This window comes from Falsiroseomonas selenitidurans, from assembly GCF_012103215.1.
Lineage (GTDB): Bacteria > Pseudomonadota > Alphaproteobacteria > Acetobacterales > Acetobacteraceae > Falsiroseomonas > Falsiroseomonas selenitidurans.
The window spans coordinates 1-17,830 of record NZ_JAAVNE010000074.1 but is presented as its reverse complement, the minus strand read 5'-3'; the positions used below and the strand labels follow the sequence as shown (position 1 = coordinate 17,830).

General features: G+C 68.2%; 14 protein-coding genes, 1 tRNA gene and 1 pseudogene. All 16 read right to left on the bottom strand.

What is annotated here, in order from left to right; genetic code table 11:
* Positions 1 to 593 (bottom strand): GTP-binding protein (locus HEQ75_RS25755; protein ID WP_168034996.1); only part of this gene is annotated, 593 nt, incomplete at its 3' end.
* An 80-nt stretch (positions 594 to 673) separates the two neighbouring features.
* Positions 674 to 1,150, bottom strand: a complete 477-nt coding sequence (gene rpsG, locus HEQ75_RS25750) for a 30S ribosomal protein S7 (protein ID WP_168034995.1) — start codon at positions 1,148 to 1,150, stop codon at positions 674 to 676.
* A gap of 11 nt (positions 1,151 to 1,161) precedes the next feature.
* The gene (gene rpsL, locus HEQ75_RS25745; protein WP_168034994.1) at positions 1,162 to 1,533 is read right to left on the bottom strand and encodes a 30S ribosomal protein S12; all 372 of its coding nucleotides are present in this window, start codon (positions 1,531 to 1,533) and stop codon (positions 1,162 to 1,164) included.
* A 312-nt stretch (positions 1,534 to 1,845) separates the two neighbouring features.
* The gene (gene rpoC / locus HEQ75_RS25740) at positions 1,846 to 6,021 is read right to left on the bottom strand and encodes a DNA-directed RNA polymerase subunit beta' (RefSeq protein ID WP_168034993.1); all 4,176 of its coding nucleotides are present in this window, start codon (positions 6,019 to 6,021) and stop codon (positions 1,846 to 1,848) included.
* Positions 6,022 to 6,121: 100 nt separating this feature from the next.
* Complete coding sequence (gene rpoB / locus HEQ75_RS25735) at positions 6,122 to 10,309, bottom strand: DNA-directed RNA polymerase subunit beta (RefSeq protein ID WP_168034992.1); 4,188 nt, start codon at positions 10,307 to 10,309, stop codon at positions 6,122 to 6,124.
* A 262-nt stretch (positions 10,310 to 10,571) separates the two neighbouring features.
* A complete protein-coding gene (gene rplL / locus HEQ75_RS25730) occupies positions 10,572 to 10,955 on the bottom strand; it encodes a 50S ribosomal protein L7/L12 (RefSeq protein WP_168034991.1) in 384 nt (127 codons plus the stop codon).
* A gap of 164 nt (positions 10,956 to 11,119) precedes the next feature.
* A complete protein-coding gene (gene rplJ, locus HEQ75_RS25725) occupies positions 11,120 to 11,650 on the bottom strand; it encodes a 50S ribosomal protein L10 (protein ID WP_168034990.1) in 531 nt (176 codons plus the stop codon).
* Positions 11,651 to 11,979: 329 nt separating this feature from the next.
* Positions 11,980 to 12,678 (bottom strand): 50S ribosomal protein L1, encoded by a 699-nt coding sequence (rplA, locus tag HEQ75_RS25720; protein WP_168034989.1) that lies wholly within the window; start codon positions 12,676 to 12,678, stop codon positions 11,980 to 11,982.
* 3 nt (positions 12,679 to 12,681) lie between these two features.
* Positions 12,682 to 13,116, bottom strand: a complete 435-nt coding sequence (gene rplK, locus HEQ75_RS25715) for a 50S ribosomal protein L11 (RefSeq protein WP_168034988.1) — start codon at positions 13,114 to 13,116, stop codon at positions 12,682 to 12,684.
* 177 nt (positions 13,117 to 13,293) lie between these two features.
* Positions 13,294 to 14,060: pseudogene (locus HEQ75_RS25710) on the bottom strand (IS5 family transposase).
* A gap of 175 nt (positions 14,061 to 14,235) precedes the next feature.
* Positions 14,236 to 15,930 carry a thiamine pyrophosphate-binding protein gene (locus tag HEQ75_RS25705; RefSeq protein WP_168034986.1) on the bottom strand — a complete coding sequence of 565 codons (1,695 nt, stop codon included), beginning with the start codon at positions 15,928 to 15,930 and terminating at the stop codon, positions 14,236 to 14,238.
* A 277-nt stretch (positions 15,931 to 16,207) separates the two neighbouring features.
* Complete coding sequence (gene nusG / locus HEQ75_RS25700) at positions 16,208 to 16,744, bottom strand: transcription termination/antitermination protein NusG (RefSeq protein ID WP_168034985.1); 537 nt, start codon at positions 16,742 to 16,744, stop codon at positions 16,208 to 16,210.
* A gap of 8 nt (positions 16,745 to 16,752) precedes the next feature.
* Positions 16,753 to 16,950 (bottom strand): preprotein translocase subunit SecE, encoded by a 198-nt coding sequence (secE, locus tag HEQ75_RS25695; protein WP_168034984.1) that lies wholly within the window; start codon positions 16,948 to 16,950, stop codon positions 16,753 to 16,755.
* Positions 16,951 to 17,054: 104 nt separating this feature from the next.
* Positions 17,055 to 17,131: transfer RNA gene (locus HEQ75_RS25690), tRNA-Trp, on the bottom strand.
* Between the two features lie 64 nt (positions 17,132 to 17,195).
* Positions 17,196 to 17,633, bottom strand: a complete 438-nt coding sequence (locus tag HEQ75_RS25685) for an RDD family protein (protein WP_168034983.1) — start codon at positions 17,631 to 17,633, stop codon at positions 17,196 to 17,198.
* Between the two features lie 104 nt (positions 17,634 to 17,737).
* Positions 17,738 to 17,830 (bottom strand): EF-Tu C-terminal domain-related protein (locus tag HEQ75_RS25680; protein WP_209318762.1); only part of this gene is annotated, 93 nt, incomplete at its 5' end.

Here is a 17,830-nt window from a genome sequence, read left to right as displayed (position 1 = left end):
TCCACCGCCTCCATCAGCTTCAGCACCGCCTGCTCCCCGATCTCCGGCTGCTTGTCTTCCAGCGTGCACAGCGCCGAGCCGTGGATGATCGGAATGTCGTCACCCGGGAAGTTGTAGCTGCTCAGCAGCTCACGCACCTCCATCTCCACCAGCTCCAGCAGGTCGGGGTCCGCCATGTCCACCTTGTTCAGGAACACCACCAGCGCCGGAACGCCAACCTGCCGCGCCAGCAGGATGTGCTCCCGCGTCTGCGGCATCGGCCCGTCCGCCGCCGACACCACAAGGATCGCGCCGTCCATCTGCGCCGCGCCCGTGATCATGTTCTTCACGTAGTCCGCGTGGCCCGGGCAGTCCACATGCGCGTAGTGACGGTTCGCCGTCTCATACTCCACATGCGCCGTCGAAATCGTGATGCCACGCGCACGCTCCTCCGGCGCCTTGTCGATCTGGTCGTACGCCGTAAACGTCGCGCCGCCCGTCTTCGCCAGCGTCTTCGTGATCGCCGCCGTCAGCGACGTCTTGCCGTGGTCCACATGCCCGATCGTGCCGATGTTGCAGTGCGGCTTGTTCCGCTCGAATTTCGCCTTGGCCATTGTGTCAAATCCTCAGGATCGGATCGTGTTACCAGCGGTGCCGCGCGCCTGCGCGTCCTTACGTCGCGCGTCAGCGCGACTTACCAACGATAGTGGCTGAAGGCCTTGTTGGCCTCTGCCATCCGGTGCGTGTCCTCGCGCTTCTTCACGGCGGAGCCACGGTTGTTCGCGGCATCCATCAGCTCGGCGGACAGGCGGTCTTCCATCGTGTGCTCGCCGCGCTTGCGCGCGCTGTCGATGATCCAGCGGATCGCCAGCGCCTGGCGCCGTTCCGGGCGAACCTCGACCGGCACCTGGTAGGTGGCGCCACCGACACGGCGCGAGCGGACCTCGACGGCCGGCTTCACATTGTCCATCGCCTGATGGAACACGCCCAGCGGGTCGGCGTTGGCGCCGGCACGACGCTTCAGCGTGTCCATCGCCGCATAGACGATGCCCTCGGCGGTGCTCTTCTTACCGTCGTACATCAGCACGTTCATGAAACGGCTCAGCACGAGGTCGCCGAACTTCGGGTCCGGCAGGACTTCGCGCTTGGTGGCGCTATGGCGGCGCGACATCTCTCAGTTCCTCACTTCGGACGCTTGGCGCCGTACAGCGACCGGCGCTGGCGACGCTTGGCGATGCCCTGCGTGTCGAGCACGCCGCGCAGGATGTGATAGCGGACGCCCGGAAGGTCCTTCACGCGACCACCGCGGATCAGCACCACGGAGTGCTCCTGCAGGTTGTGGCCCTCGCCGGGGATATAGCTCACCACTTCGTAGCCGTTCGTCAGGCGAACCTTGGCCACCTTACGAAGCGCCGAGTTCGGCTTCTTCGGCGTGGTCGTGTAGACGCGCGTGCAGACGCCACGCTTCTGCGGGCTGCCCTGCAGGGCCGGAACCTTGTTCCGCTTCGCGATAGGCTCACGCCCCTGGGCGATGAGCTGGTTGATCGTCGGCATGACGCCCCTTCGTGCTCGTCTCGTCCGTCCCATCGCCGCAAACAGATCGGCCCGCGTGGAAGGCCAAGTGGCACTTCCCTGCGGGCACCCTGTCCGACCCCCGGCCTAGGCCCCCCCGATGGGAGGCGGTGCCGGAAGCGCGTCGCTGGAGACCAAAATCAGCCTGGCCGTTTGGGCGCAGGCTGCGCCGTTTCCGTCCAAGGCCGCGCGATATATCCGGCCGCCCCGGGTGAGTCAAGCGAGGCGCGCCGAGTCGGCGGTTCGGGGGGGGGTGTCTTTCCCGCCCCGAGGCCGCCCCGGCCCGCCTCCGTCCTATTCCGCCGCCCGTGCCGGGCCGGCGATCGGCGCCGGGGAGGCCGGCAGGCGCCCCCGGTCCCGCTGCGCCGCCACCGCGCGCAGCTTGTTCATCACGGAGCCGGTGCCCGCCGGGATCAGGCGCCCGACGATCACGTTTTCCTTCAGGCCCATAAGGTTGTCCACCTTGCCCGCCGTGGCGGCCTCGGTCAGCACCCGGGTCGTCTCCTGGAAGGAGGCGGCAGAGATGAAGGAGGTGGTCTGCAGCGACGCCTTGGTGATGCCCTGCAGCACCGGCTCGGCCCGTGCCGGACGCTCCTTGGCGGCGAGGCGCTTCTCGTTCTCGATCTCGAACTCGATGCGCTCCACCGTCTCGCCGACCAGGTAGGTCGTATCGCCCGGATCCAGGATCTCGACCTTCTGCAGCATCTGGCGAACGATCACCTCGATGTGCTTGTCGTTGATCTTCACGCCCTGCAGGCGATAGACGTCCTGCACCTCGTTCACCAGGTAGTTGGCCAGCGCCTCGACGCCCAGCACCCGCAGGATGTCGTGCGGCACGCGCGGGCCGTCCACCAGCGGGTCGCCGGCCTTCACGTAGTCGCCTTCCTGGACCGAGACGTGCTTGCCCTTCGGCACCAGGTATTCCCGTGGCGTGGCGGGCTCGTCGCCGACCTGCTCCGGCACCACCAGGATGCGGCGCTTGGCCTTGTAGTCCTTGCCGAACTCCACCCGCCCGTCGACATCGGCGATGATCGCCGCATCCTTCGGGCGCCGCGCCTCGAACAACTCCGCCACCCGCGGCAGACCGCCGGTGATGTCGCGCGTCTTCGACGATTCACGCGGCATGCGGGCGATGACGTCGCCGGCATTCACCTCCTTGCCGTTCTCGGTCGAGAGGATCGAGCCCGGCGGCAGGAAGGTGATGGCTTCGGACCCGTTCTCGCGCTTCACCACATGGCCGTTGGCGTCGCGCAGGATCAGGCGCGGGCGGAGATCCGCGCCGCGGCCGGTGGATTTGTACTCCACCACCTCCTTGAAGCTCAGCCCCGTCACCTCGTCCGTGCGGTCGATCAGGGTGATGTTCTCGAGCATGTCGGCGAACTCGACCTTGCCCTGGCGCTCGGTGATGATCGGCAGGGTGAAGGGGTCCCACTCGGCCAGCTTCTGGCCACGCGTGACGGCCTCCCCCTCCTCCTTCAGCAGGCGGGCGCCGTAGGGCACGCGGTTGCGGCCGCGCTCCCGCCCGTTCACGTCGTACAGCACCGCCTCGCAGTTGCGGCTCATGACGATGGCCGCGTTCTGGCTGTTGATGACGACCTGGCGGTTCAGGAATTTCACCGTGCCATCGGCGATCGCCTCGACGGCGGAAGTTTCCGCGCCACGCTGCGCCGCGCCACCGATGTGGAAGGTGCGCATCGTCAGCTGGGTGCCCGGCTCGCCGATGGACTGCGCCGCGATGACGCCCACGGCCTCGCCGGTGTTCACCGGCGTGCCGCGCGCCAGGTCGCGCCCGTAGCACATGCCGCAGACGCCGACGCGGGCATCGCAGGTCAGCACGGAGCGGATCTTCACCGCCTCCACGCCCGCCTTCTCGATGATCTCGGCCTCCGGCTCCTCCACCAGCGTGCCGATCTTCACCAGCACCTGGCCATCGGCCGGGTCGATCACGTCTTCCTGCGTCGTCCGGCCCAGGATGCGCTCGGACAGGCTGGACACCGTCTCGCCGCCATCCATGACGGCGCGCACGGTGATGCCGCGCTCGGTGCCGCAATCATCCTCGACGATGATGCAGTCCTGCGCCACGTCCACCAGGCGGCGGGTCAGGTAGCCCGAGTTCGCCGTCTTCAAGGCGGTGTCGGCCAGGCCCTTGCGGGCACCGTGGGTGGAGTTGAAGTACTCCAGCACGGTCAGACCTTCCTTGAAGTTGGAGATGATCGGCTGCTCGATGATCTCGCCCGAGGGCTTGGCCATCAGGCCGCGCATGCCGGCCAGCTGGCGCATCTGCGCCGGCGAGCCACGCGCACCGGAATGGGACATCATCCACACGGAGTTGGCAGGCTTGCCGATCTCCTGCTTCATGATCTCCTTCATCATCGCCTGCGCCACTTCCTCGGTGCATCGCGACCAGGCGTCGACCACCTTGTTGTAGCGCTCACCGGCGGTGATCAGGCCGTCGAGATACTGCTGCTCGAACTCCTTCACCTGATCCTTGGTGCTGTTGATCATCGCGGTCTTCGATTCGGGGATGACCATGTCATCCTTGCCGAAGGAGATGCCGGCCTTCGCCGCATGGCGGAAGCCGAGGCCCATCAGGCGGTCGGCGAAGATCACCGATTCCTTCTGGCCGCAATGGCGGTACACCGCGTCCATGACGTCGGAGATCGACTTCTTGGTCAGCTGGCGGTTGATCAGCGAGTAGGGCACCGCCGGGTGCAGCGGCAGCAGCGCGCCCATGAACATGCGGCCGGCCGTCGTCACCACGCGCTCGGTGACGATGTTGCCGTCCTTGTCGGCGGCCTTGCGGCGCGCGCGGATCTTGCTGTGCAGGTTGATCACGCCGGCGGCCAGCGCCTGCTCGATCTCGCCGATCGAGGCGAAGGCCGGGGCCTTCTCCTCCTCCGCCACCTTGTATTCAGGGGTCTCGAGCGAGAGGTAGTAGAGCCCGAGCACGATGTCCTGGCTCGGCACGATGATCGGCTTGCCGTTCGCCGGGCTGAGGATGTTGTTGGTGGACATCATCAGCACGCGGGCTTCAAGCTGCGCTTCCAGGGAGAGCGGCACATGCACCGCCATCTGGTCGCCGTCGAAATCCGCGTTGAAGGCGGTGCAGACCAGCGGGTGCAGCTGGATGGCCTTGCCTTCGACCAGCGTCGGCTCGAAGGCCTGGATGCCCAGGCGGTGCAGCGTCGGCGCGCGGTTCAGCAGCACCGGATGCTCGCGGATCACCTCCTCAAGGATGTCCCACACCTCGGGACGCTCCTTCTCCACCATCCGCTTCGCGGCCTTGATCGTGGTGGCGTGGCCGTACTTCTCGAGCTTCGAGTAGATGAAGGGCTTGAACAGCTCGAGCGCCATCTTCTTCGGCAGGCCGCACTGGTGCAGCTTCAGCTCCGGGCCCACCACGATGACCGAACGGCCGGAATAGTCGACGCGCTTGCCCAGCAGGTTCTGCCGGAAGCGGCCCTGCTTGCCCTTCAGCATGTCGGACAGCGACTTCAGCGGGCGCTTGTTCGCGCCCGTGATGGCGCGGCCGCGGCGGCCATTGTCGAACAGCGCGTCCACCGCCTCCTGCAGCATGCGCTTCTCGTTGCGCACGATGATGTCCGGCGCGCGCAGCTCGATCAGCCGCTTCAGGCGGTTGTTGCGGTTGATCACGCGGCGGTACAGGTCGTTCAGGTCCGACGTCGCGAAGCGGCCGCCATCCAGCGGCACCAGCGGCCGCAGCTCCGGCGGGATCACCGGCACCACGTCCAGGATCATCCACTCCGGCCGCGCCCCGCCCTCGCCGAAGCTTTCCAGCATCTTCAGCCGCTTGACGAGCTTCTTCCGCTTGGCCTCGGACGTCGTCTCCTTCAGGTCGGCGCGCAGCTGCGCGGCTTCCTTCTGCAGCTCGATCGCCGCCAGCATCTGCTTCACCGCTTCCGCGCCGATGCCGACGCTGAACGCGTCCTCGCCGAACTCGTCCTGCTTGTTCTGGTACTGGTCCTCGGTCAGCAGCTGGTGCAGCTTGAGGTCGGTCAGGCCCGGCTCCAGCACCACATAGGATTCGAAGTACAGGACCTTCTCCAGCTCCTTCAGCGACATGTCGACCATCAGGCCGACGCGGCTGGGGAGGGACTTCATGAACCAGATATGCGCGACCGGGCTGGCCAGCTCGATATGGCCCATGCGCTCACGCCGCACCTTGGCCAGCGTCACCTCCACGCCGCACTTCTCGCAGATGATGCCGCGGAACTTCATGCGCTTGTACTTGCCGCACAGGCACTCGTAGTCCTTGATCGGCCCGAAGATGCGGGCGCAGAACAGCCCGTCCCGCTCCGGCTTGAAGGTGCGGTAGTTGATCGTCTCCGGCTTCTTGATCTCGCCATAGGACCAGGAGCGGATCTGCTCCGGCGAGGCGATCGAGATGCGGATCTGATCGAAGGTCATGGCCTGGCCGGTCTGGCCGAGGATCTTCATCAGTTCGTTCATGCGGTCCACTCCGTCCGGCGCGTCAGCCCTGCGGCCTCGCGCCACGAAAAGGGAGAGACCCGCGCCAGCCGAAGCCGGCGCGGGGCAGTCAAATCAGCGATCAGCCGGGCCGGTTCTCGAGATCCACGTTCAGGCCGAGCGACTTCAATTCCTTCACCAGCACGTTGAAGGATTCCGGCACGCCGGCCTCGAAGTTGTCCTGGTCGCGCACGATCGCCTCGTAGACCTTGGTGCGGCCGGAGACGTCGTCCGACTTCACCGTCAGCATCTCCTGCAGCGTGTAGGCGGCGCCGTAGGCTTCCAGCGCCCAGACCTCCATCTCGCCGAAGCGCTGGCCGCCGAACTGCGCCTTGCCGCCCAGCGGCTGCTGGGTGACGAGGCTGTACGGGCCGATGGACCGCGCGTGGATCTTGTCGTCCACCAGGTGGTGCAGCTTCAGCATGTAGATGTAGCCCACCGTCACCTTGCGCTCGAACCGCTCGCCGGTCCGGCCATCGGTCAGCCAGGACTGGCCCGACTTGTCTAGCCCGGCCTTGGTCAGCATGCCCTCGATATCCGCCATCCGCGCCCCGTCGAAGACCGGGGTTGCGATCGGCACGCCCTTCTTCAGGTTCTCGCAGAACTCGATGAGCTGGTCGTCGTCCATCGGCTCGATCTCGCGGGCGATGGTCTCGTCAGGATAGCCCTCGCGCAGCTTGGCGATCAGCTCCTCGCGCATCGCGCCGCCGCGGCGGTACTCCTCCACCATGTCGCCGATCTGGCGGCCGAGATTGGCGCAGGCCCAGCCGAGATGCGTCTCCAGGATCTGCCCGACATTCATGCGCGACGGCACGCCCAGCGGGTTCAGCACCAGATCCACGGCCTGGCCGCTTTCCAGGAACGGCATGTCCTCGATCGGCACGACGCGGGAGACGACACCCTTGTTGCCGTGCCGGCCGGCCATCTTGTCTCCCGGCTGCAGCTTGCGCTTCACCGCGACGAAGACCTTGACCATCTTCATCACGCCGGGCGGCAGCTCGTCGCCGCGCTGCAGCTTCTCGACCTTGCTCTCGAAGCGCTTCTGCAGACGCTCCACCGCCGCGTCGAATTCGCGCTTCAGCGCCTCGATCTCGGCCATGGCGGCATCGTCCTGCACGCCGATCTGGCGCCAGGTCTGCTTGGCGAACTGGTCCAGCACCTCGTCGGTGATTTCCGTGCCGGCCTTCACCCCGCGGAAGCCGCCCGAGGCCTTGCGGTTCAGCAGCCGCTCACGCAGGCGCGAATGGAAGGAGCGTTCCTGGATCGCCTTCTCGTCGTCGCGGTCCTTCGCCAGGCGCTCGATCTCGGCGCGCTCGATGGCCATGGCGCGCTCGTCCTTGTCGACGCCGCGGCGGCTGAAAACGCGGACATCGACGATGGTGCCCGCCACGCCCGGCGGCAGGCGCAGCGAAGTGTCGCGGACGTCGGAGGCCTTCTCGCCGAAGATGGCGCGGAGGAGCTTTTCCTCCGGCGTCATCGGGCTCTCGCCCTTCGGCGTGACCTTGCCCACCAGGATGTCGCCCGGCTGCACTTCCGCACCGATGTAGACGATGCCCGCCTCGTCCAGGTTCCGGAGCGCCTCTTCACCCACGTTCGGGATGTCGCGGGTGATTTCCTCCTGGCCCAGCTTGGTGTCGCGGGCGTTGACCTCGAACTCCTCGATGTGGATCGAGGTGAAGACGTCGTCGCGCGCGATGCGCTCGCTGATCAGGATGCTGTCTTCGAAATTGTAGCCGTTCCAGGGCATGAACGCGACCAGCGCGTTGCGGCCGAGGGCGAGCTCGCCGAACTCCGTGGACGGACCGTCGGCGATGATCTCGCCGGACTGCACCCGGTCGCCCACCTTCACCAGCGGGCGCTGGTTGATGCAGGTGGACTGGTTGGAGCGCATGAACTTGCGCAGCCGGTAGATGTCGACGCCGCGCGTCGTGCCGTCATCGCCCGTCGCCCGCACCACGATGCGCGCGCCGTCGATGCTGTCGATGATGCCGTCGCGCCGGGCCACGATGGTGGCACCGCTGTCGCGCGCCACCGCCGCTTCCATGCCGGTGCCGACCAGCGGCGCATCCGCCTGGATCAGCGGCACGGCCTGGCGCTGCATGTTCGAGCCCATCAGCGCGCGGTTGGCGTCGTCGTTCTCGAGGAACGGGATCAGCGCCGCGGCGACGGAGACCAGCTGCTTCGGGGAGACGTCGATCGCCGTCACCTCCTCCGGCTTCACCAGGCGGAAATCGCCGCCGTCGCGGACCGAGACGAGCTCCCCGGTCAGCTTGCCGTCGGCGTCCAGCCCGGCATCGGCCTGCGCCACCACCAGGCGCTCCTCCTCCATGGCAGAGAGGTAGCGCGGCGCGCCCACCACCTGGCCTTCCCGAACCAGGCGGTAGGGGGTCTCGATGAAGCCGTACTTGTTCACCTTCGCGAAGGTGGCCAGGCTGTTGATCAGGCCGATATTCGGGCCTTCCGGCGTCTCGATCGGGCAGATGCGGCCGTAATGCGTCGGGTGCACGTCGCGCACCTCGAAGCCGGCGCGCTCACGGGTCAGGCCTCCCGGGCCAAGCGCCGACAGGCGGCGCTTGTGCGTCACCTCGGAGAGCGGGTTGGTCTGGTCCATGAACTGCGACAGCTGGCTGCTGCCGAAGAACTCGCGCACCGCGGCCGCGGCCGGCTTCGCGTTGATCAGGTCATGCGGCATGACGGTGTCGATATCGACCGACCCCATGCGCTCCTTGATCGCGCGCTCCATGCGCAGCAGGCCGACGCGGTACTGGTTCTCCATCAGCTCGCCCACCGACCGCACCCGGCGGTTGCCGAGATTGTCGATGTCGTCGATGGAGCCGTTGCCGTCCTTCAGCTGCAGCAGCACGCGCAGCGTCTCGACGATGTCTTCCTTGCGCAGCGTGCGCTGCGTGTCGGCCACCTCCTCGGCGGAGAAGCCGAGACGCATGTTCATCTTCACGCGGCCGACGGCCGACAGGTCGTAGCGCTCGCTGTCGAAGAACAGGCCGCGGAACAGCGTCTCCGCCGTGTCGGCCGTCGGCGGCTCACCCGGGCGCATCACCCGGTAGATGTCCATCAGCGCTTCGTCGCGGTTGCCGTTCTTGTCGACGGCCAGGGTGTTGCGCATCCACGGGCCGGCGGACTGGTCGATGGCCAGCGTCGCCAGCCGGTCCAGACCCGCTTCCTCGATGGCGGCGAGCTTGGGCTCGGTCAGCTCCTCGCCGGCCTCGGCCCAGATCTCGCCGGTCTCCATGTTCACCATGTCCTCGGCGACGAAACGGCCGAGCAGGTCCATGCGACCAACGAGCACTTCCGTGGTGCCGCCCTCGGCGATCTTGCGCGCGGCGCGCGGCGTCAGCTTGGTGTCCTTGTCGGCCACCACCTCGCCGCTGCGGGCATCGATCAGCGGCTCGGCCAGCTTCACGCCGCGGAAGGCATCCGGATCGAAGGGCCGCGACCAGCCCTTGGGGCCGCGCGTGAAGGCGACCTGGCCGTAGAAGGCGTTCAGGATCTCCTCGGCATCCATGCCGCGGACCTCGCCGATCTCGAGCGGCGGCAGCCCGGCGGCCGCACGCTCGGCGCGCTGCTTCTGGGTCCAGGCGGAATCCAGCGCGTAGAGCAGCGTGGTCGCCGGCAGCTTGCGCTTGCGGTCGATGCGGACGTAGCAGATGTCCTTGGCGTCGAACTCGAAGTCGAGCCAGGAGCCGCGATAGGGAATGACCCGCGCGGCGAACAGGTACTTGCCGCTGCTGTGCGTCTTGCCCTTGTCGTGGTCGAAGAACACGCCCGGGGAACGGTGCATCTGGGAGACGATGACGCGCTCGGTGCCGTTGACGATGAAGGTGCCGTTGTCCGTCATCAGGGGCATGTCGCCCATGTAGACGTCCTGCTCCTTGATATCGCGCACGGAACGAGAACCCGTATCCTCATCCACGTCCCAGACGATGAGGCGAAGCCGCACCTTCAGCGGGGCGGCGAAGGTCAGGCCGCGCTGGATGCATTCCTCGACGTCGTATTTCGGCTCCTCCAGCTCGTACTGGACGAATTCCAGCCGGCCGCGGCCACCGAAATCGTCGATCGGGAAGACCGACTTGAAGACTTCCTGCAATCCGGCATGCAGGCGGACATCCGGGTCCACCCCCATCTGCAGGAACGCCTCATAGGAGGCGCGCTGCACGTCGATGAGGTTGGGCATCGGCGCGACTTCGGGCAGCCGCCCGAAAGACCGCCGGATGCGCTTGCGCGCGGTGAACGACTTGGTGATAGCGTTCATGCCTGTCCCGCTTCCAATGCCTGCCGGCTGCGCACCGCGCCCGGAGGAATACCGCCTCTCGCCGATTGTCCGGGCGCCGGGAAAGTCCCGCAGCCCCAACCAAGCGGCGTTTCATCGTCAAACGCGGGCGCGGGCGGGACTCCCCCTGGGGAGTTCCGCCCGTTCCCCTAGATATGTCGCCCGGCGGCGAACCGAAGGCCCGCCGACGGGAATTCGCACGCCCGACCCTGCCGGGAGGGGCCGGGACGGGCGTGCAAGGGCCTCAGCTGATCTCGACCACGGCGCCGTTGTCTTCCAGCACCTTCTTGATCTTGGCAGCCTCGTCCTTGCTCGCCGCGTCCTTCACGACCTTCGGCGCACCCTCGACCAGGTCCTTGGCTTCCTTCAGCCCGAGCCCGGTGATGGTACGGATCTCCTTGATCACGTTGATCTTCTTGTCGCCCGCGGCCTTCAGGGTGACGGTGAACTCGGTCTTCTCCTCGACCGGGGCGGCCGCGGCCGCGGCGCCAGCCGGCGCCGCCGCCGCCATCGCGACGGGAGCCGCGGCGGAAACGCCCCACTTCTCTTCCAGCATCTTGGAGAGCTCGGCGGCTTCCAGGACGGTCAGGCTGGAGAGCTCGTCAACCAGCTTTGCGAGGTCGGCCATGTGTGTATCCTTCGATGTAATGGCTTGGCTTGGTATTTGCAAGGCCCAAGCGGGGCACATCCCCGCCGGGCCGGTGTGTCAGGCAGTGCAGGTGGTCCGATGGTGGCCTGCCGCATCCGCCCGGCGCCGCCAGGGGCGGCGTCCGCGGGGCGGCAGGACGCCGATCAGGCCGCCTCGGCCTCCGCCTCGTCCTTCTTGGCATACGCGGAGAACACCCGCGCAAGCTGCGACCCGGGGGCCTGCAGCACGCCCGCGATCCGCGTCGCCGGCGTCTGGATCAGGCCCAGAAGCTGCGCACGCAGGGTCTCGAGCGACGGCAGGGTGGCGAGCGCCTTGACGCCATCGGCGTCCAGCGTCTGCTTCCCCAGCGCCCCGCCAAGGATCACGAACTTGTCGTTCGCCTTGGCGAAATCCACGGCGGTCTTCGCCACGGCCACCGGGTCCCTCGACCACGCCAGCGCGGTCGGTCCCTTCAGCAGCGGCGAGATGCCCTGGAAGCTGGTGCCATCGAGGGCGAGCGCGGCCAGCCGGTTCTTCGCGACCTTGTAGGTCGCGCCGGCATCCCGCATGCGCCGCCGCAGCGTCGTCGCATCCGCCACCGTCAAGCCCTTGTTCTGGCTGACGAGGACGAAGGACGTCTCCGCGAACACCGCCTGCAGGGCCTGCACGAAGGCCTGCTTTTCCGTACGGTCCACGTCCGTCTCCGTAATTGGCCTGGGCCTTGTGGAGGGGCCTCGGCCGGTTCAAGCGCGGGATGAAAACCACCCCGCAAGGCCTGCTGGAACGGGACCGACCAAGCCAAGCCAGGCCCGGATGCCGTGGCATCCGGTCCGGCGGAACTCTGCGGCACCCCGTCTCTCACCTGCGCGGCCTGCGCCGCTTCAAGGCATCCGGCCAAGGCCGGGCGCCACAGGAGGTCTCCGACAGGTTCGGGCAGGGGATTGCACCCCTGCCCTGCCCGGCACCCCGCCAGGGGCACCGAATTTCGTTGGCCCGCCGCCCGCAAGGGCGGCCGGCCAGGGTCTCAGCTGGCGGACAGCGTCGCCAGGTCCACCTTCACGCCCGGCCCCATGGAGGAGCTCAGCGAGACCTTCTTGACATAGGTGCCCTTGGCGCCGGTCGGCTTGGCGCGCTGGATGGCCTCGATGAAGGCGCGCGCATTGGCCAGCAGGCTGTCGGCCTCGAAGCTCGCCTTGCCGATGCCGGCATGGACGATGCCGGCCTTCTCGGCGCGGAACTCCACCTGGCCGGCCTTGGCCGCCTGCACGGCGCCCTTGACGTCCATGGTCACGGTGCCGAGGCGCGGGTTCGGCATCAGGCCGCGCGGGCCCAGCACCTTACCCAGGCGACCGACCAGCGCCATCATGTCCGGCGTCGCGATGCAGCGGTCGAAGTCGATCTTGCCTTCCTGCACGGCGGCGGCGAGGTCGTCCGCGCCCACCACGTCGGCGCCGGCGGCCAGCGCCTCCTCCGCCTTCGCGCCGCGGGCGAAGACGCCCACGCGCACGGTCTTGCCGGTGCCGTTCGGCAGCCCGACCACGCCGCGCACCATCTGGTCCGCATGGCGCGGGTCGATGCCGAGGTTCATCGAGATCTCGATGGTCTCGTCGAACTTCGCCTTCGCATTGGCCTTGGCCAGCTTGATGGCCTCATCCAGCGCGTAGATCTTGGCCTGGTCGAGGCCCGCGACGATCGCCTTGAGGCGCTTGCCCTGCTTTGCCATGGCTCAGCCCTCCACCACCGTCATGCCCATCGATCGGGCGGAACCGGCCAGCATGCGCACGGCGCTCTCGATGTCGGTGCAGTTCATGTCCTTCATCTTCACCGCCGCGATCTCCCGCAGCTGCGTCTTGGTAACGCGGCCGACGGTCGCACCCTTGCCGGGGGTCAGGCTGCCCTTCTCGATCTTGGCGGCCTTCATCAGGAAGTAGGTGTTCGGCGGGGTCTTGGTGATGAAGGAGAAGGTGCGGTCCGAGAAAGCGGTGATGACCACCGGGGTCGGGGTGCCCGGCTCCATCTGCTGCGTCGCCGCGTTGAATTCCTTCACGAACTGCATGATGTTCAGGCCGCGCTGACCGAGCGCCGGTCCGATCGGCGGCGACGGGTTCGCCTTGCCCGCCGGCACCTGCAGCTTGATGTAGCCAACGATCTTCTTCGCCATCGGCGAGGCATCCTCTCATTGAGGACCGCGGTGCCTGCGACTTCCGGAGGGAAGTCTCCCGCGTTCCATGCGACGCAAAACAGCCCGGAATGCTTCCGGGCTCGCTCGCGAGGGCGGGCGTATAGCGGGGCCAGCGCGCGCTGTCCAGCCCGGGCCGGCTTTCCGGCAGGCCGGGGCCTAGGTCGTGGACTCGTAAGCGCGAGCCCAGAGGCGAGCGGCGGCGAGGTGTAGGGCGGCGAGGTAGTTGCGGGCGAGCTTGTCGAAGCGGGTGGCGATACGTCGGAAGTGCTTCATCTTGTTGAAGAAGCGCTCGACGAGGTTGCCCTCGCGGTAGAGTTCGGGCGGGACGGAACGCTGCACCTTGCGGTCCCGCTGGGTAGGGATGTGGGCTTGTCCACCGCGAGCAGCGACAAGGTCGAGTATGGCCACTGCGTCGTAGCCGCGGTCAGCGATCAGATCCCGCCCCGGCGCGATACGTTCGACGAGGTCCGGCACGGCAGCCTTGTCGGAGGCCTGGCCCGGGGCGATGGAGAGCGCGACCGGCAGCCCAGCTCCGTCGACCACGGCGTTGATCTTCGTGCTCAGTCCCCCACGAGAGCGACCGATGGCGTGATCCGGCCCCCCTTTTTTCCGCCTGCCGCATGCTGGTGGGCGCGTACAATCGAGCTGTCGATCAGATGGAGGGACTGCGGCGAGCGAGCCGCCAGCGCCTCGAAGATGCGCAGCCACACGCCCGCCTTGGCCCAGCGGTTGTAGCGGTTGTAGGCCGTCGTGTAGGGGCCGTAACGCTCCGGCAGGTCCCGCCAGGGCGAGCCGGTACGCAGCACGTAGAAGATCGCGTTCAGCACGCGCCGGTCGTCCACTCGCGCGACGCCGCGTGGCTTGTTCGGCAGCAGGGGCGAGATGATCGCCCATTCCCCGTCCGTCAGGTCAAACCGTGCCATCCCAAGGCTCCAACCATTCGGGAGCCTTGAATCAATCCAGCCCGCGCGACGCAAGCTTTATGAGTGCAGAACCTAAAGCCGTTTCATCGCCAGCGAGGACGGTGGAACGGCTCCAGCTTATTGTTTCGACGCATGTTCCGAGTCGCCTTGCGAAGCCGCAAGGCTTGAAAATGCGCTAGCCGCCCTGCTGGCCCGCCGCCTCCCACCGCGACAGGGGGGCCAGCAGGGCCGGGTCGCAGCGCAGGTCGATGAGGAAGGGCATGTCGCGCGGCGCAAAGGCGCGGTCGAGCACCTGGTCGAGGTCGGTGCGGCCATCCACCGCGGCACCATCCCCGCCATGCGCCCGGGCCAGGGCGACGAAATCCGGATTGGCCAGCGCCACGCCCCAGGGTTCGGCCTGCTGCGCCGACACGTTCTGCAGCACGCCGTTGTTGACCACCACCAGGATGATCGGCAGGCGCAGCGCCGCGGCCGTGGCCAGTTCCATCCCCGTCATGCCGAAGCCGCCATCGCCGATCAGGCCGATGGCCCGCTTGCCGGGCTCCGCGAGTTGCGCCGCGATCAGCGCCGGCAGGCAGAACCCCATGGTGCCGAGCCGGGCGCTGACCAGCATCCGCTGGCCATGCTTCAGCCGCAGGAACAGCGCCGCCCAGATGGTATGGCTGCCGGTATCCACGGCCAGCACATGGTCTGGGCCCAGCCGGGTGTTGAGCTGCAGCAGGAAGTCCAGCGGGTTGGCCAAGGGGGTGGCCAGGGGGGTCGCCGCCGCGGTCTCCGCCTGCTCCAGCCGGGCCAGCACATCCTCCATCACCGCCAGGCGCTCCGCCGCCAGTTCCAGCACCCGCCCGCCGGAGGGCGCGGGCCGCTGCGCGATGGCCAGCGCGGTGGCGATGGCCGGCATCGGGCCGGACAGCGCATCAAGGCTTTCATATTCCGCCGAGAGGAAGGCGGGCTCCGGCTGCACCTGAAGCACGGCGCGGCGCTGCACATGGGCGCCATCGGTCAGGAAGGGCTTCAGGTTCTCCACCCCGAAGGCCACCACCAGATCCGCCTCCGCCACGACCCGCGCGGTGGCGGCGATGCCGGGGAAACCGAAGATGCCCAGCACGCCGAGATAGAGCCGGTGGCTCTCATCGACCGCGCCCTTGCCGTCCAGCGCCGCGATCACCGGCGCATCCAGCCGCTCCGCCAGGTTGAGGATCTCCGCCCCCGCGCCATGCGCGCGCCTTCCCACCACCACCACCGGGCGCCGCGCCTCTCCCAGCAGCCGCGCCGCGGCCGAGAGGGCCGGCAGCGCCACCCGCCGTTCCTGCATGGCGCCGAGTGGCGGCGGGGCGAAGCGCGCATCATCGGCTGCCAGCGTCTCGGCCAGCAGGTCCGGTGGCAGGGCGAGGTGGGTGGCGACGCCGCGCGAGACGGCCATCGCCACCTGCGCCCGCAGCAGCGCGGCGGCCTGGCCGGCGGAGATGCAGGCGACGGAAGCCGGCAGCAGACCCCGGTACAGCGCCGCCTGGTCGATATCCTGGAAATCCCAGTGCCCCTGATGGGCGCGCGGCACCAGGCCGGAGAGCAGCAGCAGCGGCGCGCGGTCCAGCTGCGCATCCATCACCCCGCAGACCGCCTGCAGCGCGCCGGGGCCGGAGGTGACCATGCAGACACCGAGCCGGCCGGTCAGCTTGGCTTCCGCCGCGGCGGCCAGGGCCGCGGCATTCTCATGCCGCATCAGCACCCACTGGATGCTGTCCGGCCGCCGCGGATCCTGCCGCGCCAGCGCCGCCAGCAGCGGCACCAGCGGCGTGCCGGGATAGCCATAGATCCGCCTGACGCCCGCCTTGGCCAGCACCGAAAGAATATGGTCGGCAACGTTCATGCAGCGGCCCGTTCCACCCTGGTGCCGGACTACAGCCCGGTTGCCAGGACGACGCAACCGCCGCCGTTGCGGCGCGCGTCCGGGACGAAGCAGCTGAGACGGCGCCGGGCCAGCGCCTGCGACGAGGGGCTTCATGAAGCGCCGCGACCGGCCGGTGTCGCGCAGCACCGCTGGGGCAGGGAGGACCCTGTGCGGCGGTGGGCGGCCTGCCGCCGGGCCGCCAGCCGGCCTGAAGCGGATGGCGTTGCCGGGACCCGCGGGGGCCCCGGCCGCGCCTTCAGACCTTCTCGACCTGCCCGTATTCCAGTTCCACCGGCGTCGAGCGCCCGAAAATGGAAACCGAGACCTTCACGCGACCGCGTTCCTCATCCACTTCCTCGATCGTGCCGTTGAAGCTGGTGAAGGGGCCGTCGGCCACGCGCACCTGCTCGCCGACCTCGAAGATGATGGCGGGGCGCTTCGGCTTGTCCGCACCGTCCTGAACCTGCTTCAGCATGCGCTGCGCCTCCGCCTCGCGGATCGGCGTCGGCCGGTTCTTCTCGCCGAGGAAGCCGGTGACCTTCGGTGTGTTCTTCACCAAGTGCCAGGCGTCGTCGGTCATTTCCATCTTCACCAGCACGTAGCCGGGGAAGAATTTCCGTTCCTGGTTGGTCTTCTGCCCGCGGCGGACTTCCACCACCTCCTCGGCCGGCACCAGGATTTCCTCGAAGGCATCGGCCAGCCCCTTCTGGGCCGCCTGCTCACGCAGCTGCTGGGAGATCTTCTTCTCGAAGCCCGAATAGACGTGGACGACGTACCACTTCTTGTCAGCCATGATCCGCCTCAGGCTCCCACCCCGAACAGCCAGCGCATCGCGAAGGCGATGATCTGGTCGACCACCAGGAAGAACACCGCCGCCACGGCCGAAAGTGCCAGCACAAGCCCGGTGGTGATCAGCGTCTCCTTGCGCGAAGGCCAGGTGACGCGACCCACTTCCTGCCGCACCTCGCGGACATACTGTGCGGGATCGAACTTGGCCAAGACGGGCCCCTTTGCGGATTAGGCGATGGCGACGAAATTCCCGGGCTGCGCGCCCGCCGCCCCCCGCGGCGGGGGGAAGCGGCCACGACGCTCACGCGGCCGCTTGGCAGGGGCGGAGGGTCTCGAACCCCCAACCTCCGGTTTTGGAGACCGGCGCTCTAGCCAATTGAGCTACGCCCCTACGGGTCCGCGCGAGGGGAGCCCTCTATCCCAGCCGAAGCGGCCTGTCGAGGGGCCGGAAACGCCTATCCGCGGCGACCGGCAGCGGGGGGGCGCCGCGGCTCCTGGATCACCAGCGTGCGCGCCATCTTGTCGTGCCAGGTCTGCCCGCGCGCATCCCACAGCATCCAGAGGTAGCCGAGGCAGAGCGGAAGGGCGGACAGCAGGTAGCCCAAGTAGCGCAGCACCAGGCGGGAAAACCGCGGCGGCCCGCCGGTCTCGGCATCGACGATGCGCAGCCCCAGCACCAGCTTGCCCGGCGTGCCCTGCCGGTCGGCCCAGAACAGCAGCACCACCAGCGCGCCGATGATGTTGGCCATCGCCTCGCCGCCCAAGGACAACTCCCCGCCATTGAGCAGGGCGCCCACGGTGCCCAGCAGCACCGACAGCGGCAGCAGCCACAGCAGGTCGATCAGCTGTGCCGCCAGGCGCCGGCCGAAGCCGGCCAGTTCCACCCCCTGCATCCCCGGCCTCCTTCCCGCCATCCTCGATGCGCCAGCCCCGAAATGCAGGCGGGGTGGGCCGCCTCCGCGACCCACCCCGCCCGGCCGGCCGTGGCTTCGTCGCGTTACTTGACGATCTTGGCGACGACGCCGGCGCCGACGGTGCGGCCGCCTTCGCGGATCGCAAACCGCAGGCCCTCATCCATCGCGATCGGCGC

What these genes read in the sequence shown, in the direction of transcription:
- rpsG (WP_168034995.1), bottom strand. Translation starts at nt 1,150, where the DNA reads ATGTCGCGCCGCCATAGCGCCACCAAGCGCGAAGTCCTGCCGGACCCG.
- rpsL (WP_168034994.1), bottom strand. Translation starts at nt 1,533, where the DNA reads ATGCCGACGATCAACCAGCTCATCGCCCAGGGGCGTGAGCCTATCGCG.
- rpoC (WP_168034993.1), bottom strand. Translation starts at nt 6,021, where the DNA reads ATGAACGAACTGATGAAGATCCTCGGCCAGACCGGCCAGGCCATGACC.
- rpoB (WP_168034992.1), bottom strand. Translation starts at nt 10,309, where the DNA reads ATGAACGCTATCACCAAGTCGTTCACCGCGCGCAAGCGCATCCGGCGG.
- rplL (WP_168034991.1), bottom strand. Translation starts at nt 10,955, where the DNA reads ATGGCCGACCTCGCAAAGCTGGTTGACGAGCTCTCCAGCCTGACCGTC.
- rplA (WP_168034989.1), bottom strand. Translation starts at nt 12,678, where the DNA reads ATGGCAAAGCAGGGCAAGCGCCTCAAGGCGATCGTCGCGGGCCTCGAC.
- rplK (WP_168034988.1), bottom strand. Translation starts at nt 13,116, where the DNA reads ATGGCGAAGAAGATCGTTGGCTACATCAAGCTGCAGGTGCCGGCGGGC.
- HEQ75_RS25705 (WP_168034986.1), bottom strand. Translation starts at nt 15,930, where the DNA reads ATGAACGTTGCCGACCATATTCTTTCGGTGCTGGCCAAGGCGGGCGTC.
- nusG (WP_168034985.1), bottom strand. Translation starts at nt 16,744, where the DNA reads ATGGCTGACAAGAAGTGGTACGTCGTCCACGTCTATTCGGGCTTCGAG.
- HEQ75_RS25685 (WP_168034983.1), bottom strand. Translation starts at nt 17,633, where the DNA reads ATGCAGGGGGTGGAACTGGCCGGCTTCGGCCGGCGCCTGGCGGCACAG.